At 63.8% G+C, this 24,653-nt stretch carries 21 protein-coding genes and 1 pseudogene; 13 read left to right on the top strand and 9 right to left on the bottom strand.

Annotated elements, in window-relative coordinates; genetic code table 11:
- Positions 1-17 precede the first annotated feature (17 nt).
- The 3 genes from EJ070_RS08670 (at position 18) to EJ070_RS08660 (ending at position 4,088) form a co-directional block, all read left to right on the top strand.
- Positions 18-2,189 carry a malate synthase G gene (locus tag EJ070_RS08670; protein WP_126090971.1) on the top strand — a complete coding sequence of 724 codons (2,172 nt, stop codon included), beginning with the start codon at positions 18-20 and terminating at the stop codon, positions 2,187-2,189.
- Positions 2,190-2,879: 690 nt separating this feature from the next.
- Positions 2,880-3,470 (top strand): DUF308 domain-containing protein, encoded by a 591-nt coding sequence (locus EJ070_RS08665; RefSeq protein WP_126090970.1) that lies wholly within the window; start codon positions 2,880-2,882, stop codon positions 3,468-3,470.
- 30 nt (positions 3,471-3,500) lie between these two features.
- Positions 3,501-4,088, top strand: a complete 588-nt coding sequence (locus EJ070_RS08660) for a TetR/AcrR family transcriptional regulator (protein ID WP_126095685.1) — start codon at positions 3,501-3,503, stop codon at positions 4,086-4,088.
- Between the two features lie 1,098 nt (positions 4,089-5,186).
- Here EJ070_RS08660 and EJ070_RS08650 read toward each other — a convergent pair.
- Positions 5,187-6,716: a YifB family Mg chelatase-like AAA ATPase gene (locus tag EJ070_RS08650; protein ID WP_126090968.1), complete on the bottom strand. Its 1,530-nt coding sequence runs from the start codon at positions 6,714-6,716 to the stop codon at positions 5,187-5,189.
- A 181-nt stretch (positions 6,717-6,897) separates the two neighbouring features.
- Positions 6,898-7,092: pseudogene (locus EJ070_RS08645) on the bottom strand (cyclic nucleotide-binding domain-containing protein); the annotation flags it as partial.
- A 173-nt stretch (positions 7,093-7,265) separates the two neighbouring features.
- Between EJ070_RS08645 and EJ070_RS08640 the strand changes: the two are divergent.
- Together EJ070_RS08640 and EJ070_RS08635 are read left to right on the top strand one after the other, a co-directional pair.
- The gene (locus EJ070_RS08640; RefSeq protein ID WP_126090967.1) at positions 7,266-8,090 is read left to right on the top strand and encodes a methyltransferase domain-containing protein; all 825 of its coding nucleotides are present in this window, start codon (positions 7,266-7,268) and stop codon (positions 8,088-8,090) included.
- Between the two features lie 753 nt (positions 8,091-8,843).
- On the top strand, positions 8,844-9,488 hold the full coding sequence (locus tag EJ070_RS08635; protein WP_126090966.1) for a peroxiredoxin-like family protein: 645 nt from the start codon (positions 8,844-8,846) through the stop codon (positions 9,486-9,488).
- Between the two features lie 275 nt (positions 9,489-9,763).
- Here EJ070_RS08635 and EJ070_RS37005 read toward each other — a convergent pair whose 3' ends face one another.
- From EJ070_RS37005 to EJ070_RS36210, 3 genes are all read right to left on the bottom strand, one after another.
- Positions 9,764-9,874: an ATP-binding protein gene (locus EJ070_RS37005; protein WP_245464938.1), complete on the bottom strand. Its 111-nt coding sequence runs from the start codon at positions 9,872-9,874 to the stop codon at positions 9,764-9,766.
- Positions 9,875-9,996: 122 nt separating this feature from the next.
- The gene (locus EJ070_RS08625; RefSeq protein WP_126090965.1) at positions 9,997-11,064 is read right to left on the bottom strand and encodes a cyclic nucleotide-gated potassium channel; all 1,068 of its coding nucleotides are present in this window, start codon (positions 11,062-11,064) and stop codon (positions 9,997-9,999) included.
- Between the two features lie 164 nt (positions 11,065-11,228).
- A complete protein-coding gene (locus EJ070_RS36210) occupies positions 11,229-11,522 on the bottom strand; it encodes a DUF1127 domain-containing protein (RefSeq protein WP_189350448.1) in 294 nt (97 codons plus the stop codon).
- A 199-nt stretch (positions 11,523-11,721) separates the two neighbouring features.
- On the opposite strand from EJ070_RS36210, the gene EJ070_RS08615 reads away from it, so the two are divergent.
- Positions 11,722-13,488 (top strand): winged helix-turn-helix domain-containing protein, encoded by a 1,767-nt coding sequence (locus EJ070_RS08615; RefSeq protein WP_126090963.1) that lies wholly within the window; start codon positions 11,722-11,724, stop codon positions 13,486-13,488.
- Between the two features lie 38 nt (positions 13,489-13,526).
- Here EJ070_RS08615 and gshB read toward each other — a convergent pair whose 3' ends face one another.
- The 3 genes from gshB to EJ070_RS08600 form a co-directional block, all read right to left on the bottom strand.
- Entirely contained in the window at positions 13,527-14,468 is a 942-nt protein-coding gene (gshB, locus tag EJ070_RS08610; protein ID WP_126090962.1) for a glutathione synthase, read from the bottom strand.
- A 76-nt stretch (positions 14,469-14,544) separates the two neighbouring features.
- Complete coding sequence (locus EJ070_RS08605; protein WP_126090961.1) at positions 14,545-14,919, bottom strand: GtrA family protein; 375 nt, start codon at positions 14,917-14,919, stop codon at positions 14,545-14,547.
- On the bottom strand, positions 14,919-15,923 hold the full coding sequence (locus tag EJ070_RS08600) for a glycosyltransferase (RefSeq protein WP_126090960.1): 1,005 nt from the start codon (positions 15,921-15,923) through the stop codon (positions 14,919-14,921). The genes EJ070_RS08605 and EJ070_RS08600 overlap by 1 nt, the downstream gene beginning before the upstream one ends.
- A gap of 136 nt (positions 15,924-16,059) precedes the next feature.
- Here EJ070_RS08600 and EJ070_RS08595 point away from each other — a divergent pair, with 136 nt between their 5' ends.
- The 7 genes from EJ070_RS08595 to EJ070_RS08565 all read left to right on the top strand — a co-directional run bounded on the left by EJ070_RS08595 (position 16,060) and on the right by EJ070_RS08565 (position 24,068).
- Positions 16,060-17,853: a GtrA family protein gene (locus EJ070_RS08595; protein WP_126090959.1), complete on the top strand. Its 1,794-nt coding sequence runs from the start codon at positions 16,060-16,062 to the stop codon at positions 17,851-17,853.
- A 211-nt stretch (positions 17,854-18,064) separates the two neighbouring features.
- Positions 18,065-19,414 carry an EAL domain-containing protein gene (locus EJ070_RS08590; protein WP_126090958.1) on the top strand — a complete coding sequence of 450 codons (1,350 nt, stop codon included), beginning with the start codon at positions 18,065-18,067 and terminating at the stop codon, positions 19,412-19,414.
- A gap of 277 nt (positions 19,415-19,691) precedes the next feature.
- Positions 19,692-20,459 (top strand): SDR family oxidoreductase, encoded by a 768-nt coding sequence (locus EJ070_RS08585; RefSeq protein WP_126090957.1) that lies wholly within the window; start codon positions 19,692-19,694, stop codon positions 20,457-20,459.
- A complete protein-coding gene (locus EJ070_RS08580; RefSeq protein WP_127220193.1) occupies positions 20,456-21,400 on the top strand; it encodes a 2-dehydro-3-deoxygalactonokinase in 945 nt (314 codons plus the stop codon). The genes EJ070_RS08585 and EJ070_RS08580 overlap by 4 nt, the downstream gene beginning before the upstream one ends.
- On the top strand, positions 21,397-22,035 hold the full coding sequence (locus tag EJ070_RS08575) for a 2-dehydro-3-deoxy-6-phosphogalactonate aldolase (protein ID WP_126090955.1): 639 nt from the start codon (positions 21,397-21,399) through the stop codon (positions 22,033-22,035). Before EJ070_RS08580 ends, EJ070_RS08575 begins: the two co-directional genes overlap by 4 nt.
- Positions 22,032-22,907, top strand: a complete 876-nt coding sequence (locus tag EJ070_RS08570; RefSeq protein WP_126090954.1) for an SMP-30/gluconolactonase/LRE family protein — start codon at positions 22,032-22,034, stop codon at positions 22,905-22,907. Before EJ070_RS08575 ends, EJ070_RS08570 begins: the two co-directional genes overlap by 4 nt.
- Positions 22,908-23,009: 102 nt before the next feature.
- A complete protein-coding gene (locus EJ070_RS08565) occupies positions 23,010-24,068 on the top strand; it encodes a D-alanine:D-lactate ligase-like protein (RefSeq protein ID WP_126090953.1) in 1,059 nt (352 codons plus the stop codon).
- 282 nt (positions 24,069-24,350) lie between these two features.
- Here the strand turns inward: EJ070_RS08565 and EJ070_RS08560 are convergent, their stop codons facing one another.
- On the bottom strand, positions 24,351-24,638 hold the full coding sequence (locus tag EJ070_RS08560) for a DUF1330 domain-containing protein (protein WP_126090952.1): 288 nt from the start codon (positions 24,636-24,638) through the stop codon (positions 24,351-24,353).
- Positions 24,639-24,653: the final 15 nt, after the last annotated feature.

Below are 24,653 nucleotides of genomic sequence, written 5' to 3'. Positions count from 1 at the left end.
CATCTGGAGACGTGCTGATGACCGACCGCATCGAGATCGCCGGGTTGCAAATCGCCCGGGAGCTCCATGACTTCGTGGCCGAGGAGGCAGCAGTCGGCACCGGCATCGATCCGGAAGCCTTCTGGGAGGGCTTTTCAGCCATCGTCCATGATCTGGCGCCGAAGAACCGCGCGCTGCTCGCCAAACGCGACGCCATGCAGGAAAAGCTCGACGGCTGGTATCGCGAAAACGGCGCGCCGGTCGACATGGAAGCCTACAGGGGGTTCCTCAAGGAGATCGGCTATCTGGTGCCGGAAGGTCCGATCTTCAGTGTCTCGACCGACAATGTCGACCCCGAGATCGCCGTCGTCGCCGGGCCGCAGCTCGTCGTGCCGGTGATGAACGCACGCTATGCGCTCAATGCCGCCAATGCGCGCTGGGGCTCGCTCTATGACGCGCTCTACGGCACGGATGCCATCCCCGAGACGGGCGGCGCCGAGAAGGGCAAGGGGTTTAATCCCACGCGCGGCGCCAGGGTCATCGCCTGGGCCAGGGATTTCCTCGACCAGTCCGTGCCGCTGACCACGGGCAAATGGGCCGGCGTCAACGGGCTCTCGGTGGCGAACGGCGCACTGAGGGTCGGCGAAGGCGCCGGCGCCACCACGCTTGCCGACCCGAAGCAGTTCGCCGGCTATCGCGGCGATGCCGAGAATCCCGAGGCCGTGCTTCTGGTCAAGAACGGCCTGCATATCGAGATTGCAATCGACCGCGCCAACCAGATCGGCAAGACCGATCCGGCCGGCATTGCCGATCTCATCCTGGAATCGGCCTTGACCACCATCCAGGACTGCGAGGATTCGGTCGCCGCCGTGGATGCCGAGGACAAGGTCGTCGTCTACCGCAACTGGCTCGGCCTGATGAAGGGCGACCTGGCGGAAGAGATCACCAAGGGCGGCAAGACTTTTGTCCGCAAGCTCAATCCGGACCGCCGCTACACGTCGCCGAATGGCGGCCAGTTGCTGCTGCCCGGACGCTCGCTGATGCTGGTGCGCAATGTCGGCCACCTGATGACCAATCAGGCGATCCTCGACCGCGCGGGCCAAGAGGTGCCGGAAGGCATCATGGATGCCGCGCTCACCGCGCTGATCGCGCTGCATGACGTTGGGCCGAACGGGCGGTGCGCCAATTCCCGCGCGGGCTCGATGTATGTGGTGAAGCCGAAGATGCACGGGCCCGACGAGGTCGCCTTCGCCGTCGAGATTTTCGACCGCGTCGAGGCGCTGCTCGGCATGGCGAAGAACACCATCAAGATGGGCATCATGGACGAGGAGCGGCGCACCACCGTCAACCTCAAGGAAGCGATCCGCGCGGCACGGGAACGCGTGGTGTTCATCAACACCGGCTTCCTCGACCGCACCGGCGACGAGATCCACACCTCGATGGAAGCCGGCCCGATGATCCGCAAGGGCGACATGAAGCAGGCCGCCTGGATTTCCGCCTACGAGGCCTGGAATGTCGACACCGGTCTCGAATGCGGGCTTTCCGGCCACGCCCAGATCGGCAAGGGCATGTGGGCGATGCCCGATTTGATGGCGGCGATGCTGGAGCAGAAGATCGCGCATCCCAAGGCCGGCGCCAATACCGCCTGGGTGCCGTCGCCGACGGCGGCGACCCTGCACGCCACGCACTACCACAAGGTCGACGTGCACGCCGTGCAGGCGACCTTGAAGAGCCGGCCGAAGGCCAGGCTCGACGATATTTTGTCGGTGCCGGTGGCGGTGCGGCCGAACTGGACGCCGGACGAGATCCAGCGTGAGCTCGACAACAACGCGCAAGGCATCCTCGGCTATGTCGTGCGCTGGATCGACCAGGGCGTCGGCTGCTCGAAAGTGCCCGATATCAACGATGTCGGCCTGATGGAGGACCGCGCCACGCTGCGAATTTCCTCGCAGCACATCGCCAACTGGCTGCGCCACAAGGTGTGCTCGGAAATCCAGGTGCGGGATTCGCTGCAGCGCATGGCGGCGATCGTCGACCGCCAGAATGTCGGCGACCCGCTCTACCGGCCGATGGCGCCGGACTTCGATAACTCAATCGCCTTCCAGGCCGCCTGCGACCTGGTCTTCAAGGGCACAGTCCAACCCAACGGCTATACGGAGCCGGTGCTGCATGCGCGCCGGCTGGAGCTGAAGGCGCGGGAGCAAGCCTGAGGCCGGTAGCGCCGGCGCCCCTCCTCTTGAGGGGCAGGGCTATCGCATATGGATAGCGACGGTTTGCGCCCTACGAATACCCCCACCCCTAACCCCTCCCCACAGGGGGAGGGGGTCTCTCTTCGCAAGAATCTCATATGCAATAGCCCTGCCTTGAGGGGGGTGGTCCGAAGGGCCGGGTTAAGTGCGCGCCGACTCCCATTTCGACGCCACGAAGCGATGTCACCGCTACCGCACTCCGTCCGGTTCAGCTCAAAAAGGCGGCGACGGGCAGGGCAATCGCATATGGCAGCGCTGGCTCCCCTCTCCGACCGCTACGCGGCCACCTCTCCCCCATTTCATGGGGGCGAGGAAACGCTAACTGCTGACGCCGCGGCCTTGAAAAGCTTGGGTTCCTCTCCCCCACAAAGTGGGGGAGAGGTGGCTCGGCGAAGCCGAGACGGAGAGGGGGAGCGCCATATGCGATTGCCCCACCCCTCAAGGGGAGAGGGACGTAGCGCGCCCATTTGAGCAGGAGCCTCAGTTCGGCCCGTCCCGCGCAGCTTCGACAGATCTTCGGCCAGCGCGGTCCATGCGCGGCTATACGCGAACGACCGATCACATAAATGAGATGTCGAGGTGATCGGCGATGCCTTGACGATCCATAATCTACCTACTAGTTGGTAGGCTCGTCAAACGAGAGATCCCATCATGTCTGCACAAATGAACGATCAAAGCCGTGCCCTGTCTTCAAACGCCTGGCTCAAAAGCTATTATTTCCTGCGGTTTGCCGTATCGGCGGCCTGGGTTGCGCTGGCTTTCACGGTCGCGAAAGACAGTCCACCGTTTGCCGCCGTCATGCTGGTGGCCTACCCTCTATGGGACGCGCTCGCCAACTACATTGACGCGCGGCGCACCGGTGGGCTCAGCCGCAACAAATCGCAGCTGCTCAATTTGGTCGTCAGCGTCATCACTGCGATCGCGGTCACGATCGCGCTTGGTCACAGTATGAACGCGGTGCTCTCGGTCTATGGCGTCTGGGCCGTTGGCTCCGGCGTGTTTCAGCTGCTGACCGCGGTGCGTCGCTGGAAAACCAACGGCGCCCAGTGGGCGATGATCCTGAGCGGCGCCCAATCGGCGCTGGCGGGCCTGTTTTTCGTAAAGATGGCCGGGGGCATGGAGGCCATTGGCATCGCCAACGTTGCGCCCTATGCCGCTTTCGGCGCCTTCTACTTCCTCGTGTCCGCCGTGTGGCTGTCGGTCGGCGGCGCTCTTCGCAAGTCGCCGCGGGCCGTGAGTTGAGGTTTTCTCCGCTGGACGTTAGGCATGTCTATGAACAAGCCATCGAACACTGCCGATGACATCCTGGCCGCCGCGCGACGCTTCATCGTCGCCGGCGGCTACAACGGGTTCAGCTACGCCGATATCGCCGAGGTGATCGGTATCCGCAAGGCCAGCATCCACCACCATTTCCCCAGCAAGGTCGATCTGGTGCAAACCCTGGTCAGGCGCTACCTCGAGGATGCCGTCACGGGCATGGCGGAGCTTGAGCGCAATGTGCCTGAGCCGCCTGAGTTGCTTCGAACCTACGCCGGCTTTTGGGCTCGCTGCATTGAGGATGCGAGCCGGCCGTTCTGCGTCTGCGCACTGCTCGCCAGTGAGCTTCCGGCCCTTCCGCCAGAGGTTGCCGTGGAAGTCCGGGCGTATTTTCAGTTTCTCTCGGGGTGGCTGACCGGTGTCATCGAGCGGGGCGCCCGGCAAAGCACGTTGACAATTTCCGCTGCGCCGCGCGTTGAGGCGGAGGCCTTCATGGCGACCGTGCACGGGGCGATGCTTTCTGCGCGAACCTATGGCGATACTGCGGCTTTCGCCACGATCATGACGCCGACATTGCAGAAGCTGATCCCAGAGGCCGTTTGACGCCGGCAAAGGAAGGTCCGCTTGGAGAAACGGACCCGGCGCGCTTGCGGGTTCCTTGTGACTACGCCGCCTGCGCCATCCGCTCTGCGCTCATGCGGTAGGAAATCGCTTCGGCGAGATGGATGCGGCCGACCGTTTCGCTGGCGTCGAGGTCGGCCAGCGTGGGCACTTTGAGTCTTATTTAGTTGATAAGTTAACGAAAGAGGAGCAGAAATTTCAATTGGGGAATTGTAGCGAGGGGGATTGCTATGCGCAACTTAGGCATAATTGCGGTAGTTGCTTTTTTGTTTATAGAAGGTTGTGTTTCAACGCAGTTTGAAAAGTTAAAACCAATCAGCCAGTCTGACGTATATAAAGTTGTTGCCGAGGTAAAACGTCAAATAGGAGTTTATACAGCATACCAGAGGTCGTCTTTGGGGTATCCTGCAGTGCTAGCCAACTCACGAGCTAAGGTTTGCGGCAACGGCCTAATTGGATTTGATATAGTTTCTGTCAAATGGAATTGCTTTCAACATCAGAGGGCACTGTAAGCGCCGGTGCTGTTGTAAGCCCTATGCCAATAGGTGGGGGAACCGTTGGAGGTAATTTGGGGGCAAGCCAGGTGACAACCGACAGCCAAACGCTCCTTGTGCAAGAGGAGGTCTCACTCAGCAGCAAACCGGTGGACTATCAACCAGGCGCCCTCGAAAAGGCTCCGATAGCCAGAGCAATGGTTAACTTGTGGAGCGCTGCTCTGCAGAGTGGCGATGATGCCAGCGATGTATGCCTGAAGTTGAAGCAGGGATCTACCGACGCCAATACGTTCAAAATGTCGATCAATGTCGTTAAGGATGTCAATGGCAAGGTGAGTGTGGGTCTAGCTCCCATCGCTCTCACCGCAGGCGGTGAATTCAAGGGTACTACTGGCAATACAATAACAGTGAAATTCGAGCCGCATGATTTCAGGCAGGTTCCGCAGCCCCGCCCGAGGCCATGTGCTCCCAGAGACACTCGTCCCGAATGCCAGAAGCATTTCATTCCATCCTGACGAACAGAGAATAGCTCAGGTATTCCGATGGCTTGGGTGGCGCCGAAAAGCTGTACGGAAAATGCTGAAATCTACGCCGCCTGCGCCATCCGCTCCGCATTCATGCGGTAGGAAATCGCTTCGGCGAGATGGATGCGGCCGACCGTTTCGCTGGCGTCGAGGTCGGCCAGCGTACGTGCTACCTTCAGCACGCGGTGATAGGCCCGCGCCGAAAAGGCGAGCTTCTCGCTGGCGTCCTTAAGCAGCGCCAGTCCGGCGCCATCGGGCCTGGCGATCTCCTCGATGATCGCAGGCGGGCAATGCGCGTTGGTGGTGGCCGCAGCACTCAGCCTTTCCAGGCGCTCGCGCTGGATGGTGCGGGCGCGGGCCACGCGCTGCGCCACCGAGGCGCTCGTTTCGGCCTTGTCCGGCCGGATCAGGTCGCTAGCGGAGACCGCCGGCACCTCAATCCGAAGGTCGATGCGGTCGAGCAGCGGGCCGGAGATGCGCGCCTGGTACTCGGTGCGGCAGCGCTCGCCGCGCAGGCAGCGATAGCCGGGCTCGCCCGACATGCCGCAGCGGCACGGGTTCATCGCCGCCACCAGCTGGATGCGCGCCGGGTAGGTGACGCGGTGGTTGGCGCGTGCGATCACGCAGTCGCCGGTCTCCAGCGGCTGGCGCAGCGCATCCAGCGTCTGCGGCGTGAATTCCGGGAATTCGTCGAGGAACAGCACGCCGTGATGGGCAAGCGACACCTCGCCTGGCCGGACCCTTAACCCGCCGCCGACCCTCGCCGCCATCGAGGCGGAGTGATGCGGAGCGCGGAACGGCCGCCGGTCGGTGAGCTTGCCTTCGCCGAGCTCGCCGGCCACGGAAGCGATCATCGAGACTTCCAGCAGCTCCTTCGGCGCCAGCGGCGGCAGGATCGAGGGCAGCCGCTGCGCCAGCATCGACTTGCCCGAGCCGGGCGGCCCGACCATCAAAAGATTGTGCCCGCCGGCGGCCGCCACTTCGAGTGCCCGCTTGGCGCTTTCCTGGCCCTTGATGTCGGCGAGGTCCGGCAGGTCGCGCGCCGCGAGCTGGATGCCGGCCTCGGGGCGCGACAGCACCTGCGTGCCGCGGAAATGATTGGCGATGGCGATCAGGCTGCGCGGCGCCAGGATGTCAAAATCCTTGCCGGCCCAGGCCGCTTCCGGCCCGCAGGCGAAGGGGCAGATCAGCCCCTTGCCTTCGGCATTGGCGCCGATCGCCGCCGGCAGCGCGCCGGCCACGGCCGCGATGGTGCCGTCGAGCGAAAGTTCGCCGAGCACGACATAGCCGGCCAGCATGTCGCCCGGAACGGCGCCGAGCGCCGCCATCAGGCCGAGCGCGATCGGCAGGTCGTAGTGGCTGCCTTCCTTAGGCAGGTCGGCCGGCGCGAGGTTCACCGTCACCTTCTTCGAAGGCATCGACAGGCCCGATGCATGGAGTGCCGCCTGCACGCGCTCGCGGCTTTCGGCCACCGCCTTGTCCGGCAGGCCGACGATCTGCATGCCGACCTTGCCCGGCGCGATCATCACCTGGACATCGACCGGCACGGCCTCGATGCCCTGGAAAGCCACCGTGCGAACCCGCGCCACCATGTTTCTCAAGCCCCCGGATGCCGGCTCGCGCGCGGATTTGCGATCAGCCCGCGAGCAAGGTCAGGTCAGACAACCATAGATTTTGGATTTAGGCAAGAACATTACGGGAACAGAGGAACGCCGTCTGGCGACGATCCTGGGCCGCGATGATACGCCACTACCGTCCGGGACTGCAGTACGGTCAAGCCGTCGGCGATGCGCCGCGCCGCTCGAGCGCGGTCTTGCGGATGATTTCCGCGATCTCCGGGCTGCTGCCGCACAGCATCTGGAAATCCGCCGAGTGCAGCGACAGGAGTGAGACCGCCGTTGCGGCGCTGACGGTCGCGATACGCGGTTCGCCGCTGATCAGCGCTATCTCGCCGAAGAAGGCGCCGGGGGACATTCGCTGAGACAGGAGTAGAGGTCTCGTTAGGGTGGGGGAGCGGACCTTCCATCGATCTGCTCTGTTTCCACACTGGTTGCTGGTTGACATACACGCGCTTTATGATTGCTGTTTAAAGCTCTGGTCGGGCCCGTTGCCCGAGCGGCTGGTTGTGCGGGAGGGACTCTATGGCCCAGCAGGAGCAGTGGCAGCTGGAAGGCAGCGGCGCGGAACTCTACGAGCGTTACTTGGTCCCGGCAATTACCGCCCTGTGGGCCGCCGACCTAGTGGATCGTGCTGCGCCTCAATCTGGTGAGCGGGTTCTGGACCTCGCCTGCGGCACCGGCGTGGTGGCACGCGTCGCGGCCGAGCGTATGGGAGGGGGGCAGGTCGTCGGCCTCGACATCAATACGGGCATGCTTGCCGTTGCTCGATCGCTCCCGACAGGCGCTGGACCGCGTATTGACTGGTGCGAAGGAAGCGCGCTCGAAATGCCGTTCACTGACTCCACCTTCGATCTCGTTCTTTGCCAGCTCGGACTGCAGTTTTTCCCGGACCGATCGGGTGCGCTACGTGAAATGTTCCGGGTGCTGGTGCCTAACGGCCGACTGGCCTTAAGCGTTTTCAGCGCTATTGACCACACTCCTGCGGCGAAGGCTCTGGCAGATGCCTTGGACCGACATCTCGGTCCAGGCGCTTCGGCAACCAAACGGTCCGAGCATTCACTCGCCGATGCTGACGAGCTTTACCGACTGGTGGCTGGCACGGGCTTTCGCCATGTGACCGTCCACACGATTACCCAGAACATCCGATTCCCCTCGCCAAAGGAATACGTGCGACTACAGCTAGCAGCAACTCCCCAGGCTGGACTGGTGAGCGGAATGGATGCCGGACATCGCGACGCAGTAATCACAGCGATCACGGGTGATCTAAGTTCCTCGCTGGCAATCTATTCAAGTGGAGGGGAGTTGACGTTCCCCCAAGAGGCTCACGTCCTGGTCGCTCGCAGATAGCAGCTGTCGTTGCGGCGCGAGCATCGCTAAGACGCTCGGTTCCTCCCGACGGTCGGGATCGACCGCACGCGATGCAATCGCTAAGCTGCGGGCGGCAAATCCCCGCGTCTCGATCGCCCTCGTCGTAGTCTATGACCGGTTCGGGTCAGGAGCGCTGGTTGCGCTCGACGTCGGGTTTCGGGAAGGAGAAACGGCCCAGGAAGGGCAGCAATGGGTGGGGGGAAAGGTGCCGTTGGCTCATCTGCCAGAACGAGCAGGTCGCGCCAGCTCCCGACATTGCCGGCCAGCCTCGCAAGTGTCGTGATACGATCCGTTGACGACCCTAGTCGCCGCAGACTTCAGCGTCAAAAAACAAGCTTCGGAACCTGACCTTCAGAACAACAATTCGGGAGTGCTACGGAGTGAAATTCATTCGCCACATTGGCTCCGGCCACATCGAAGCCGCCCAAGTTTCAAGACGTTGAGCACCGTTAGAACGCGCATCTGAAAGATCCTGTCGGTCTCGCCGCTGTGGTCGTCCCATGGCACGGATGAGACGACCACTGTTTGCCGCGGCGCCCGAGACGGCTCGCGATACGCGTGAGCCGCAGATGCTTTTTCCGTGCTATGATGGGCTTGCAATCTTGACCTCGGCAATATGGCAGAGGCCGAACGCTGTTTGCTCTGGCGCGGGAGTTTGCGCCCAGCACGGGCCCAACCCGAAATGTAGTGTTGCTGCCTTTTGCCGACTGAGCTTGGGCGAGGAGTTTGTCCATGTCCATGTGTAGTGTTGACCGCCCACTGCAGCCGGGCGACCCAGCGCCCAATATAGTGCTCGATGCTATCTCGCGCGAAGGCAAGATTGCGCTCAATGATTTTCGAGGCCGTAGCCCGTTGTTGATCGGTTTGTTTCGCGGTCTGCACTGTCCGTTCTGCCGCCGTCACGTCGCGGCCATGGCGCAACTCAATCCGGCTCTGCGTGAGAAAGGCGTCGAATGCCTGGCAGTGGTCAATACGCCGGTCGAACGGGCACGGCTCTATTTCCGCTACCACCCGATGCCCTACCTTCTCGCCGCGTCCGACCCGGAGCGGGCCTCGCATCGTGCTTTCGGCTTGCGCGAGGTCGGGATGGACACGGTCACGGCGATACGGATTGACCTTCCGGGCGAGTTGCCAGAACCTATGGACGTGATGGCAATGAACGAGTTACTCAACAAGAAGGAAGGATATGAGATTACGGAAGCCGATCAGCAGATGATGGCTTCCGGCCAGGGGCAGCTTGTCGGTCAGTTCCTAATCGACCGGGAGGGCATCGTGCGCTGGAGCTTCACTGAAGTTCTGGAGGTTGGTCTCCAAACGTTCAGGGCGCCGAAGCCCGAGGAACTGATATCGGTAGCGTCCCAAGTCGCACATCAATAGGCTGCCGAAAAATTCGCTCGACGACCGCGCCCTGTAACGATTCTATGGGTTTGAGGCCATGATCAAGGTGCTCAAGCGCGGCGGCCCGGGTCTGCCCGTAAGCTTCGTAGCGGTTCCATTCAACGGGCGGATGCTAGAGTGAGCCAGCCTCAGCGCATAGGCTAGGCGACGTCCCTCCGCAATCACGTGGTTTCCGACAGGCGCGCAGTACGGCGATTTTCCACCCGATCAAGGCCTTCCGGCAGCGTGCTTGCAACGGCTGGATAGGGTCACTGTTACGCCTTCAGGCAGCACCCGGCGACGACCAGAGACGATGTGGGTTTCGGGTGGAAATTAATGTAGCAAACCATCAGGAGATTGTGCCCACCGGCCGCCGCCACCTCCAGCGCCCGCTTGGCGCTCTCCTGGCCTTGATGTCGGCAAGGTCCGGCAGGTCGCGATCAGGCTGGCGACGATCTTGGGTCGCGATGATGCACCATTGCGGTCTGGAACTGCGCATCTAGTATGGTCAGGCCGTCGGTGATGCGCCGCGCCGCTCGAGCGCGGTCTTGCGGATGATTTCCGCGATCTCCGGGCTGCTGCCGCACAGCATCTGGAAATCCGCCGAGTGCAGCGACAGGAGCGAGACCGCCGTTGCGGCGCTGACGGTCGCCATACGCGGTTCGCCGCTGATCAGCGCTATCTCGCCGAAGAAGGCGCCAGGGCCAAGCTCCACCGGGTTCGGCGTCGCGACGCTGACGCGCCCCTCCACAACGAAGAACATCTGATCACCGGGCTCGCCACTGCGGCAGATCACGGCGCCCGCCGGCACGGTGCGAGGTCTTAACGCGCGCACGATCTCGACCAGCACGGCCGGGCCGAGCTTCTGAAACAACGGTACGGCCGCGACCAATTGCCAATTACGGACGAAATCCCCGCGACGGACTTCTTGATAGAAGCCGGTGGCAAGAATGCCAGCCCAGAGCGCGAAGATGCCGATGCCACTCATCATGACCGCCCCGGCAAGGACGCGGCCGGCGAAGCTTTGCGGAATAGCGTCGCCATAGCCGGTGGTGGACAGCGTAGCCACCGCCCACCACATTGCCAGGGGGATGCTGCCGAACTTTTCCGGCTGGATGTCGCGCTCGATGACATAGGCCGCGAGCGCGACACCGAACAGAACGACGCCGAAGAGCGTGGTGACGCCGATCAGATTGCGCGCTTCGTTGGCCAGCACCCTGCCCAGCACCGGGAAGAAAGTCGAGTCGCGCAGCGGTTTCAGCAGCCAGACAGCACAGTAGAGGCTCCGGTCGGGCGTGCCGACGAGCAGAAATGCGGCGAGTGGAACCAAGACCGCGAGCACATCGATGGCGATTGCCGGCGTCCTGTTCCGTACGTCTCCCGCCCGGCGCTTGAGCAGCGTCGCGGCCAGTTGCAGGAGATAGGCGCCCCAAATGACCGCGAGCACGGCAGCCAGAGCCAGTCTGCTTCGTTCGGACATGTCCGGTATCGTGAGCGCAGCCACCGCCAGAAGCCCAGGCGCAGCCAGCACCGCGTTGGGCGGCGCGTAGATTCTTAAGGAACGCAGTACCGACATTCTATGCCCACTAGCGGCTACCATGCTCCAAAATAGAATGCCTTCAAGGCAAGCGCAAAGGTGCTTGCTGTCGCTGCGATGTGCATCATCAACGGTGAACTCAAATGTCCGGGATTGCTTCGTGACCAGGCGTGACCAGACAGGCTACAACCGACGAGAATGACCTAAGTCTGCCTGCGCAACCTGCGCTCGCGGGCGACATCTGCCAGGTACATTGTCGGGTCCTGTTCGTTTCTCTGCGCGAGGGCGTTGGCGATGTCGCAGGTGTTCAGGCCGATGTCCAGGAGCTCGCGAGTGCTCATCGACGCGAGGACAGCGAGCTGCTTTCGTTGTACCCAGAAGCGCGGCAGCCACAGAACGGCGGCGATTGTTCCGTGCAGAAGCGCAAAAAGGCAACGGACAGCACGGCTCTCCTTGCGTCCGGTCGCTGCACTGTAGGGAAATTCGATGGTGGCCATGGTTATCTCTCCTCTCAAGCCGCTTTTCCTGAGCGGCAGGTGGAGACTAGGCGAGCTTGTGGCGCCAGGCCTGATATCCAGCCGAAACATTTCCGAAATCGAGATGAAATTGGATCGAATATCTCGACGGCCCGTAGCTGCGAATTTCCTAATATGCGGGGCTACGCTATTGTAAGGCGCGCTTCTAGGGAGACGCCGTTTGAGAGAAGCCGACCATCCGGACAAGGCCGTCATCCGGCTTGGCGCATATGCTCTCGACCGGGAGCGGGGTCTCATTTTGAACGACGGCAGGCCTGTCGATGTCCGCGCGAGGACGTTTTCGCTGTTGGTCTTTCTCGTTGAGCACGCAAACCGCGTGGTCAGCCGAGATGAGATATTTGAGGTCGTGTGGAAAGGTCTTGTCGTAACTGACGACGCATTGACGCAGACGATCCGCGACCTTCGAAACGTTCTTGGCGACGAGCGGGCAACCCTCATCAAGACGGTCGCAAAGCGCGGCTACATGTTAACGCTTCAATCGCAGGACCAAGCGAACGGTCGCGGTAATGATGGAGACAGCGCAGAACCTCTAGCAAGGTCGCAAAACTTCGGGGAACAAGGTCTCCCGTCGGAAGCTCGGCTCGATTTGCTTCTAACGCCCCAGGTCGATGCGGATCTGCTCGGTGAACGATCGTTGCGGCGCGCGTTCGACTTATTGGTGGATGAAAGCAGATCGACAGTGCCTCTTGTGGGGTCGGCCCAATCAGCCGAAGCGCAGTCGGCCCGCATCTCGGGGCGCGACAGGCCCGCGGTCGCGGTGCTGCCGTTCGCGCTCGAGGATATTGCTTCCCCGCACCTATATGTTTTGAGGGACGGGTTGCTGCGGGACATCATCCGCGATGTTGCCCGACTGCGAACCGTCTTCGTCATCGCCGCGAACTCGCTGCAGGCTTTGTCGGCGGTCGGCCTGAGCAGGCTGGAGGCCGCCCGGCTGCTTCGCTGCGACTATGTCTGCGCCGGCAACATCACGCTCGACGGATCGATCCTTCGGGTCGATGTCGAGTTGATCGCGGCCGACGACGGCCATGTGCTTTTTTCCGAAATATTCTCGAAGCCTCTCGCATCCATCTCGCAGTTCGGACAGAGTATGGCTGACGAGATCGCCACGCTGGTAGCTGGCGAGGTCAATCTCGCTGAGCGCAATATAGCAGTCCGGCGACCTATTCATGAGTTGGACGCATGGCAGGCCTATCATCGCGGCCTGTGGCACATGCACATGTTCACCGGTCAGGACAATACGGTCGCCGAGAATCTGTTCAAGGCGGCGATCCACCTCGACCCGCACTTTGCACCTCCTTATGCGAGTCTCTCGTTCACACATTTTTTGAAAGCGTATCTGTTTGATCCGTCGCATCTCTCCGAGGAAGGCCGGATCGCTGACGATCTTGCGGCCCGCGCGGTGGAGATCGATCCACACGACCCCGCCGCACATTGCGCTCTCGGGCGCGCCCTCTGGATCATCGGTGCGCGCGAGGAAGCCATCGAGGCTCTGGAGTACGCGACCGTCCTCAGTCCTTCATATGCTTTTGGGCATTACTCGCGGGCCTTCATTCAAGCTCACTCTGGGGATGCCGAGACGGCCATTCAGGCAGCCGATCATGCAAGAGAACTCTCGCCATTCGACCCCTTCCTCGCTCCTAACCAAGCGGTGCGCGCCGTTTCCCTGCTGCGACTCGGAAGAGCCGATGAGGCTGCTGCCTGGGCCTTGCGCGCAACGCTCCATCGCAACGCTCACGCCCATGTGAGGCGTGTTGCGGTCTTGGCGCTGACCGCAGCCGGCCGGACCGAAGAGGCGAAACAATTGGCTCAACTGGTCAACAGTGAAAGCCCGGAAAACGGAAACGAGTTGTTCATTCGGGCAAACAGAATGCGATCTGATGACCAGAAGTTGCTACGCGATCTGGGCCAGCAAAGCGGGCTGCTCTAAGCGCGGCGAGGCGATCTTGGCGGACCGATCCGGGTGCCTTAGGCCCGCTTCCCCTCAACGCAATCCCAGAACAGGGCGGCAATATCCGCCCCGCCAAAGCGCTGCACCTCGCGAATGCCGGTCGGCGAGGTCACGTTGATCTCGGTCATCCAGTCGCCGATCACGTCGATGCCGACCAGGATGAAGCCGCGTTCCCTCAGCGCCGGTCCGATGCGGGCGCAGATCTCGCGTTCGCGCTCCGTCAGCTCGGTCTTCTCGGCGCGGCCGCCGACATGCATGTTGGAGCGCGAATCGTGCTCGGCCGGCACGCGGTTGATGGCGCCCACCGGCTCGCCGCCGATCAGGATGATGCGCTTGTCGCCCTTGCGCACGTCCTTGAGGTAGCGCTGCACGATATAGGGCTCGCGGAAAAGCTGGCCGAACATCTCGAGCAGCGAGGCCAGATTCCGGTCGGCCTCGTGCAGATGGAAGATGCCGGCGCCGCCATTGCCGTAGAGCGGCTTGACGATGATGTCGCCGAACTCCCTGCGGAAGGCGGCAACCTCTTGGGGATCCTTGGTGATCAGCGTCTCCGGCATCAGGTCCGGAAACTCGGTGACGAAGATCTTTTCCGGGCTGTTGCGCACCCAGGCCGGGTCGTTGACCACCAGCGTCTTCGGATGGATGCGCTCGAGGATGTGGGTGGTGGTGATGTAGTTCATGTCGAAGGGCGGGTCCTGCCTGAGCAGCACCACGTCCATCTCCGACAGATCGGTGCGCACCGGCTCGCCCAGCGAATAGTGGTTGCCCTTCTCGTCGCGCACCTGCATCGCCTCGACGCGCGCGAACACCTTGCCGTCGCGCATCGACAGCCGGTCGGGCGTGTAGTGGAAGAGCTTGTGGCCGCGCCGCTGCGCCTCCAGCGACAGCGCGAAAGAGGTGTCGCCGGCGATCGACACGGTCGAGACATGGTCCATCTGGACGGCGATTTTCAGCGGCATTTTCGTTCTCCGAACTCTGCCGTCGATATAAGGAACTCGGCGGCGTCTGCCAATCGTGCTTGCTTGGTGCAGAAGCTCAGCGGTCGAAGACCAGGCGGGAATAGCCGAGGAACGACAGCGCCATCGCGACTAGCGAGGCGATCACCAGCGCCGCCAGCGGCGGCAGGCCCGGCAGCGCGAACAGGGCGGCGCAATAGACGAGATAGTTGACGATGCTGGTGGCGATGCCGACGCCGCCGTAGCGCGCGCCCTCTCGCGCCATGCCCCGGCTCGACGGCGAGAAGGTCAGGTGGCGGTTGATCTGCCAGGTGACGCAGAGCGCGAAGCCGATCGAAAGCACGCGCGCGATCAACGGCCCAAGCGGCGTGACCGAAAGCAGCAGCCAGAGCGCGGCCGCGTCGGCGACGAAGCCGATGCCGCCGGCAAGGACGAAGCGGGCAAGCCTGCCCATCAGGCCGCCCGCGAGGGCTTGCCCGGTTCGCTCTTCAGGGGCGCCTGCCCGTTGACGCGGCGCTCGATGCGGCCGGACGGGATCGAAAGATAGAAGATGCGCTTCTGTTCGGCGCGGCCGCGCGACACCGAATCGAGGATCAGCCCGGTTACGGCCGCCAGCATGGACAACAGCAGCAGGCCGACCGACAGCACCCAGGTCGGCAAGCGCGGCACCAGTCCCGTCTCGGCGAATTCGATCAGCACCGGTATCATCAGGCCGATGCTGGCCGCCAGGAAGAACAGGGCAAAGGTGCCGAAGAAACGCAGCGGCTGCGTTTCCTTCATCAGCATGGCGAACATCCATAGGATCCTGGCGCCGTCTCTGAAAGTCGACAGCTTCGACGACGAGCCTTCGGGGCGGCGGCCGTAATCGAGCGCCATCTCGCTCACCGGCAGCTTGAGCTGCGAGGCGTGGACCGACATTTCGGTCTCGATCTCGAAGCCGCCGGAAACCGCCGGGAAACTCTTGACGAAGCGCCGCGAAAAGACCCGGTAACCGGAAAAGATATCGGTGAAGTCGGCGCCGAACAGGCCCTTGTAGAGCCGGTTGAAGAGGCGGTTGCCGAAGGCATGGCCGGAGCGGCCGGCGTCGTCGGTCACGCCGCGCCTGGTGCCGACCACCATGTCGCAGCGCTCGGTCAAAAGCGTGTTGATCAGCTGCGGCGCATCTTCCGGCGCATAGGTGCCGTCGCCGTCGGCCATCACATAGATGTCGGCGTCGATGTCGGCGAACATGCGGCGCACCACATTGCCCTTGCCCTGGCGCGGTTCTCGCACGACGATCGCGCCGGCGGAGCGGGCCCTGAGCGCCGTCAGATCCTTCGAATTGTTGTCGTAGACATAGATCGCCGCGGAAGGCAGCGTTTCGCGGAAGCGCCGCACGACCTCGCCGATGGTCAGCTCTTCATTGTAGCACGGCAGGAGCACGGCAATCGCCGGCTCGTTGCGGACTTCATGCGGCATGTCTGTCTCCAGCGCCCGGCCCAAGCCCATCGGTCGCGCCAATGCTGGCCCCGATGCCGGCGTCTCCGGGCCGCTTTACTATTTATTGAAGCCGTTAAGGCTAGGTTTAAGCCCTCTACCTCCGAAGGTTTCGACGATGGGCACAGCCAAGGACGGCGTCGCCACCCGGAAGCACGATTTCATGCTGGCGTTGCTTGCAACGCTGGCTGCGTTCGCGTTCAGCGCGTGGATGGGTTTCGGCGCGCTGGCCGATGTCGACAATGACAATCTGCTGCGGCTGGTCGAGGTCCGCGATCTGCTCAACGGCCAGGGCTGGTTCGATCTGCACCAGTACAGGATGGGCCTGGAAGGCGGCTTCGTCGTGCACTGGTCCCGGCTGGTCGACGCGCCGATCGCCGCCATCATTCTGGCCGCTTCGGCGCTGACCGGCAGCACGCCCCTTGCCGAGAAGATCGCGCAGGTGCTCTGGCCGGCGCTGCTGTTTTGCTCGACGCTGTTCTTCACTGCCCGCGCGGCGCGCATGTTCGCCGGCCGGAGCGCGGTGGTGCCCGCGATCCTGATCGGCGCCGCCGCCTATTATTTCCTCGGCATCTATTCGCCCGGCGCGCTCGACCATCACAATGTCCAGCTGATGCTGACCATGGCGAGCCTCGCATTGCTGCTCGAGGCCCCGGCGCATCGGGCAGCCGCGTTTGTTTCCGGCCTCTGCGCGGCGCTGACGCTCGCCGTCGGCATGGAAACCGTGCCCTATGTCGCCACCATCGGCGTCTGCGTGGCGCTGCTTTTTGTTGTCGACGAGAGCGGCGAGCGCGCGATCGCCAGGGATTTCGGACTGGGCTTCGCCGGTGTCTCGACGCTTGTCTTCCTGGCCACCATCCCGGCCTCGGCATGGGGCGAGGCGCGATGCGACGCCTTCTCGACGGTGCAGTTCGTCGCCGCCGCCGTCGCCGGTATCGGGCTCTCGGCTATTGCCGCGAGCGGGCTCGCCGCTCGCGGCCGGCGGCATCGTCTGGCGTCGCTCGCCGTGTTGGCGGCGGCCATCGGGCTGGTCATGCTGGCGCTGTTCCCGCAATGCCTGACCGCGCCCTATGCCAGCCTCGACCCGCGTCTCAAGCAATTGTGGCTGGATCACATCACGGAAGCCCAGTCGCTGTTTGCGCTGGTTGTCGACAAGCCTGCGCTCGTGGCGGCGCGCTACGGGACGCCGCTGGTGGCGATTTTTCTGATGGCGCTGCGTCTGGGCCGTGGCGGGTGGCGCCGGCAGGACAGCCTTGTCGGCGCGCTGCTCGTCGTCGCCTTCAGCGTTGCGGTCTGGCAGGTGCGCGGCTCGACATTCTCGATCGCCTTTGGCGTGATCCCGCTGTCCGCCTGGATCGCGAAATGGCGCGCGCGGGCCGAAACCAATTCCTCGCTGGCAGTGGCTTTGCGCCTTGGTGCGGTCTGGCTTGTATCGATCAATCCGGTTTGGATAGGCGCCGCCGCGGCGACCTCGGTAGCATTGGAAAAAAACACCTCTGCCGCGGACGAAAGCAGCACCGACAAGGGTTGCGAGAAGACGGCCAGCTTCGCGGCGTTCGGCCGCATGCCCGAAACCAGCGTGCTGGCGACGTCCAATCTGGGGTCGCCGATCCTGGCCTTTTCGGGGCATCGGGTCTTTGCCGGTCCCTACCACCGCAATGTCGCCGGCAATCTTCTGGTGCTGGACGCGTTTCTCGGCACGCCGGACGCGGCACGCAAAATCGTGGAGGCGCATCGCGTCGGCCTGGTGGCGGTCTGCCGCGGCAGCGGCGAAAGCGCCATGCTGGCCAAAAGGGCGCCGCGCGGCTTCCTTTCCGGTCTGCTCGAGGGCAGTGTTCCGGACTGGCTGGAGCCGGTCGCCGAGACGAAAGGCAGCCCGATCGAGCTCTATCGCCTCAGGCAAGCCGGCTAATGCATGTCGCCCAAAACTGCGCAGCGGTTTTGGGACAACGACATGCATCAAAACAAAGACTAAAAACGCGTCGCCTGATCCGTTTCAGCGCCACGTGCTTTAAGCGCCGTGCGGACTTTTGAGGCCATTGAAAAATCGATTTTTCCGATACCTTTCCTAAACGCTTTGCTGCCAGTCTGAAGATAAATACCGCCATCACAACAGGGACATGATGCAAACGACGTTTGGCACCGGGCAGCCAGGCAGGGAAAACTCGGATCTGGCCTTCACCGATCCGCTGACCGGGCTTGGCAACCATCGTCGCTTCTTCGACAAGGTCGATCGCCTGATCAGCGATCGCGCCGACGATCCCGCGCCCTTCACCGTCGGCATCCTCGATCTCGACGGCTTCAAGCCGATCAACGACCTGTTCGGTCACAAGGCCGGCGACGACATCCTGATCCAGGTGGCGATGCGCCTGCGCGCCTCGATGGACGGCTATTCCACCGTCTGCCGTATCGGCGCCGACGAGTTCGCCTATCTCTATCCGATGGTGTTCAGCGAGGAGCAGGCGGCCGAGAAGTCGCGCATGCTGATCGAGATCCTGTCGGCGCCCTACGACGTCGGCGAGCGTACCGCGAGATTGTCGGCCTCGGTCGGCTGCTCGCTGTTCTATTCCGGCGACGAGACCACCGAGATCCTGATCAACAAGGCCGAGACCGCGCTCTACCACGCCAAGCGTTCGGGCCGCGGCCGCGTCGTGGTCTACACCCGCGAGATGGAGGAGGCCGCCAAGCGCGTCACCCGTATCGAGCAGGCGCTGCGCCGCGCCGTCTCCGCCGGCGAGGTCGAGCCGCATTTCCAGCCGATCGTCGATCTCAACAGTCGCCGCACCATCGGCTTCGAGACGCTGGCCCGCTGGACCGATCGCGATCTCGGCACGGTGCCGCCGAGCGTCTTCATTCCCATCGCCGAGGAGCGCGGCATCATCGGTCCGCTGTCGCAGCTCGTCCTGCGCAAGGCGACCGAGGCTGCCCGCAACTGGCCGAAGGACCTGTTCCTGTCCTTCAATCTGTCGCCGTCGCAGCTCGTCGACCAGAACACCGGCCTGCATATCCTGGCGATCCTCGACCGCACCGGCTTCGATCCGAGCCGGCTTGAGATCGAGATCACCGAAACCGGCTTGATGACCGACCCGGCTTCGGCCGAAAAGATCGTCGGAGACCTGCGCCGCGTCGGCATCCGCGTCTCGCTCGACGATTTCGGCACCGGCCAGTCGTCGCTCGGACGCCTGCGCGAATTCCATTTCGACAAGCTGAAGATCGACCGCGCCTTCGTCTCCTCCATTCTCGACGACCGGCCGTCGGAGCACATCATCCGCGCCATTCTCGCCATGTGCGAAGGGCTCGGCATGGATGTGGTCGCCGAAGGCATCGAAGAGGAAGCGCAGGCCGACCGCCTCGTCCAGTTCGGCTGCGCCGGCGGCCAGGGCTATCTGTTCGGCAAGCCGGCCGATGCCGACGCCACGCTGGGCTACCTGCGCGACTCCTATCGCGGCGCGCTGCACGCCAAGGCGATCTGACTACCCCCACCCCTAACCCCTCCCCTCTGTTTGGACCGGGGACATCGCGAACAGGTGCGCGAAGACATCGGCCGAAACAATGTCGGCATAGTTCCGCTCCCCCTTGTGGGAAGGGGTTAGGGGTGGGGGTACTCGTAAAGCGCTTCCGTCTGGCCGCGACAGCCTGCCGCGCAGCAGACCTCATTTGTCGGACATAAGCGCTGAAATCCGCTTTTTCGCCCTTGCCCCTGGCACCTGCGTGGCTAGGATGCGCGCCGGCCAAAGGGAGAAAGAAATCATGATGCCATCGGCGCGTTTCGCCGACCTTGACGGCGCCTCGGTGCTGATCACCGGCGGCGGCTCCGGCATCGGCGCGGCGCTGACCGAAGGCTTCATGCGGCAAGGCGCCAAGGTCGCCTTCATCGATATCGCCGACAAGCCCAGCACGGTGCTCGCCGACCGCCTGGAAAAGGAGCTTGGCCGGCGTCCGCTCTACCTCAAGACCGATTTGCGCGACGTGGCGGCGTTGCGCACTGCTGTGGCCAAGGCCGCGGAAGCGCATGGCGATGTCACGGTGCTCGTCAACAACGCCGCGCTCGATGACCGTCATGAGGTCAAGGACGTCACCGTCGAGTTCTGGGACAACAATCTCGCTATCAACCTGCGGCCGCATTTCTTCACCGCCCAGGCGGTGGCGCCGGGTATGAAGCGCGCCGGCGGCGGCTCGATCATCAACTTCACCTCCACCTCCTATCTCATCAACCATCCGGACATGCCGGCCTACACCGCGGCCAAGGCCGGCATACTCGGCCTCACCAAGGGCCTTGCCGGCAAGCTCGGCGCCGACGGCATCCGCGTCAACGCGGTCGCGCCCGGCTGGGTGATCACCGAGCGCCAGAAGGAGCTCTGGGTTACCGAAGAGACGCTCGCCGCTCATGTCGCCAAGCAATGCATCAAGGAGGTGATGCGGCCCGACGACATCGTCGGCACGGTGCTGTTCCTGGCGTCGGACGCTTCGCGCATGCTGACGGCGCAGATGCTGATCGTCGACGGAGGCGTGCTGTGAGCGGCGCGCCCGCGGTCGCCGCCCTCGATTGGGGCACGACAAGGCTTCGGGCCTGGCTGCTCGACGGCGAAGGCCAGATGCTTGCCGAGCGGCGCGGCGACGACGGGCTGATCACCGCGCGCGAAAAAGGCTTCGCCAACGTGCTGGAGGGTCACCTTGCCGCCATGGGCGCGCCGGAGGACTTGCCCGTCATCATCTGCGGCATGGCCGGCTCCCGCCAGGGCTGGATCGAGGCGCCTTATGTCACGGTGCCGGCGCCGATCGGCGCCATCCTTGGCGAGGCCGCCCGCATAGAGGGCGAGCGCCGCGATATCCGCATCGTTCCGGGCCTCGCCCAGCGCCTGGCCGATGCGCCGGATGTCATGCGCGGAGAGGAAACCCAGCTCGCCGGCGCCGGTTTGCCGGCAAAGGGCCGCCACCTGGTCTGCATGCCCGGGACGCATTCGAAGTGGGTCGCGGTCGAGGACGGCACCGTCGCCGGCTTCGGCACCTGGCCGACCGGCGAATTGTTTTCCGTGCTGGCCACGCACTCGATCTTGAAACATTCGCTCGGCGAGCATCCGGCCCCGGTCGCTGCGGACAACCCGTTCTTCCGCCACTGGTGCAGCCAAGCGCTGGGCGAGGGCGGCGACGTCACCTCGAAACTGTTCGCGATCCGCGCCGCAGGGCTGCTGCAGGACCTGAAGTCCGACGAGGCGGCGGCCTGCCTGTCCGGACTCTTGATCGGCGGCGAGATCGCCTCGGCCAAACGCCGCTATGGTGTCAGCGAAGCGCCGGTTGTGCTGATCGCCTCCGGCGCGCTGGCTTCGCTTTACGGCGCCGCCCTGGGCCTCGCCGGTCTTGCCTTCAGGATCGTCGATGCGGATGAAGCGGTGCGCGCCGGCCTTGTCGAGGCCGCGCGCGAGAACGGCATGATTGCCAGAACCGGAGTTGCCCGATGAGTCAGACAGCCCCCTTTCCCAAGCTCAAGCGCGGGCTGGTCGCCATTCTGCGCGGCCTCCAGGCGACCGAAGCGATTGCCATCGGCCAGGCACTGTTCGACGCCGGCATCGAGGCGATCGAGGTGCCGCTCAACTCGCCTGAGCCGTTTTCGTCGATCGCCAGGATCGTGGAGGTCCTGCCGAAAACGGCCCTGGTCGGTGCCGGCACGGTGCTGACGGCCGCCGATGTCGACGCCTTGCGCGAGGCCGGCGGCCGGCTGCTGGTCAGCCCCAACATCGACGCCGAGGTCATGGGCCGCGCGAAGGACTACGGCATGGTGACGATGCCCGGCGTGTTCACACCCACTGAAGCCTTCCAGGCGATCCGGCTCGGCGCGTCGGCGCTGAAATTCTTTCCGGCGAGTGTGCTCGGCGCGTCCGGCATCGCGGCAATTCGAGCCGTGTTGCCGGCATCGACCCTGATCGGCGCCGTCGGTGGCGTTTCCGACAAGGACTTTGCCGGCTACAAGGCGGTCGGCGTCAGCGTGTTTGGTCTGGGGTCGAGCCTCTACAAGCCGGGCGCCAGCGTCGAGGACGTGGCTGAGCGCGCCCGCGCCGCGGTCGCCGTCTGGGACGAGGCATTCGGAGGGAAATGATGGACAGCGTTTCGGTCTTCAGCGATCACATCTGCCAGCTTGGCGAGGGGCCGAGCTACGATCCCGGCACCGACACCCTCTTCTGGTTCGACATCGTCAACGGCAAGCTTCTGGAAAAGCCGCTCGCCGGCGCGCTGAAGGTCCATGACCTCGGCCTGATGGCCAGCGCCATTGCCGTCATCGACGACGACCGCCAGCTGATCGCCACCGAGGTCGGCCTGCAGGTCCGCGACGTCAAGACCGGCAAGCTGACGCTGCACACGCCGATCGAGGCCGACAATCCTGCGACCCGTTCCAACGATTCCCGCGTCCATCCTTGCGGCGCCTTCTGGGTCGGCACGATGGGCAAGGACGAGGGGAAGGGCGCCGGCTCGATCTACTGGTTCTTCAAGGGCGAGCTGCGCCGGCTGTTTGCCGACATCACCGTCTCCAACTCGATCTGCTTTTCCGAGGACGGGACGATCGCCTATTACACCGACACCGCGACGGGCCTCCTGATGCGCGTCGCCTGCGATCCGGCAACCGGCCTGCCGACAGGCGAGCCGAAAGTCTTCGTCGACCACCGCTCGCAGAAAGGCTATGTCGACGGCTCCGTCGTCGACCGCGACGGCGTTCTCTGGAACGCGGTCTGGGGCGGCAAGGCGGTGAAGGCGTATTCGCCCGACGGCGCGCTGCTGCGCGAAATCCCGATGCCGGTGACGCAACCCTCCTGCTCGGCCTTCGTCGGCCAGAAGGCCGACCGCATCGCTGTGACGTCGGCCTGGAAGGGCAAGGACGAGAAGCAGCGCGCGCTCGACCCGCAGGCCGGCATGACCTTTCTTCTCGATATTCCCGTCAGGGGCCGCTTCGAGCCACGCGTGCTGATCGCCTGAGCAGTTTAGCACTGCTGTCACGCAACCGTCCGGGCCGGTCGGTTTCCCGCAAGCCGATCGCAACGGCCATGCGATGGTAGCTTGATTTCGCCGGGAGCTTCCATGCCGCGCAACGGGCCGACGCTGATCCTTGTCCACGAGCCGGAGAAGGCCTGTTTCGACAGGCTCGTCGCGGACGGCTGCCCGGCGGAACGCGCCATCGAGATATCGTCCTATCTGGCGCAGTCGACCGATCTCGCCTGCGAATTCGGCCAGCTCGCCGCCGCTTGCGAAAAGCGCGGTCTTGCCTTTTTGCCGGTCGAACTGGACGACGCGGCGGCCGTACTGGCGAAAGCCGATCCGGCCAAAACGCTCGTCTGGACACTGACCGACGGCATCGCCTATTTCCGTGGCGGCGCTTCGCCCGCGCTGGCAAGGCTGAACGGGCTGAAAACCGTCGGCGCCGACGATTCGTTGTTCGCGCTCTGCCAGGACAAGTTCCGCTCCGGCGCCGTGCTCGGCGCACTCGGCCTGCCGGTCCCGCCGGCTGGTCTGGCGCGCAACGGCGCGTGGCTGGTCGAGCCCCCGGCCTCGCCGGCCGGCTGGTTCGTCAAGCCCAACCGGCTCGGCGCCAAGATCGGCATCTGGCCGGATTCGCGCGCGGCTGATCTTGGCCATGCGCTGGAGCTTAGCCGGCGCGTCTTTGCCCATTACCGCGACGATGTCGTCGTCCAGCCCTACGTCGCCGGCCGCAATGCGCGCGCGAGCTTCCTCGGGTTGAGGCCGGAAACGGGTGTCCAGGCGCTCGGCATCGCCTTTGTGGATTCCGGCGGCGACTTCCAGACCATGGCCGACAGCCAGGCGCTCTACGGCGATACCGGCCAGGCCGCCAGGGACGCCGGCGCCTATGCGGAGCCGAAGCTTCAGCCGGTCGCCGCCAGCCAGCCGATAGCCGATCGGGCGATCCGCGCCATGGCGCAAAAGCTGATCGCCGGGCTTGGCCTGAAGGACGTCTTCTCGATCGACCTCAGGGTCGAGGCCGACGACACCATCCATCTGATCGAGTTCGAAGTCTGCCCCGGTCTGCCCTGCTTCGATTTTCGCGACTATTGCCGCAGGCAATGGGGCATGAGTTTAGCCGACGCGATGGCGGAGACGGCGGCGAACAGGCTGACGTCGTGACCTTCATGACTGACTGAGACCTAACAACTTCGTCATTCCAGGGCGAAGCAAGGAGCGAAGCGACGCGCGCAGACCCTGGAATCCATGCCGTTACCTCTGCCGTGGAGTGGAGCAGAGCAGAATTCTGGACCGTAGCGGCGCGTTGAAGTCACGGAATGGATCCTCGGGTCTGCGCTGCGTCGCTACGCTCCTTGCTCCGCCCGTGGATGACGACAAGATGGGCGTTTCGGCTAATCTGCAACGTGCCAACGCAGCCAATCAGCCACCCCTTGCCTCGACCAACTAAACCCCCTCGACCAGCACGATCTCGCCGTCAGCTACCTTCTGGCGGATGGCGACGGCGCGCTGATATTCCGGCGAGTGGTAGCACTCATGCGCCGCGGCGAGCGATTCGAACTCGATGATGACGTTGCGCGCACGGCTGGGTCCCTCGGCCTTCTCGTGCTCGCCGCCGCGCGCCAGGAATTTCACGCCGAAACGATCGAAGGCGAGCTTGGCGGCGGCGACATAATCCTTGTAGCCTTCCGGGTCGCGCACATCGACGCGAGCGATCCAATATCCCTTGGGCATTCTTTTTCTCCTGTT

Origin of the sequence: Mesorhizobium sp. M1E.F.Ca.ET.045.02.1.1, from assembly GCF_003952485.1 — a bacterium.
GTDB lineage: Bacteria > Pseudomonadota > Alphaproteobacteria > Rhizobiales > Rhizobiaceae > Mesorhizobium.
The sequence above is the reverse complement of the archived record's forward strand: the minus strand, read 5'-3'. Positions and strand labels throughout refer to the sequence as shown.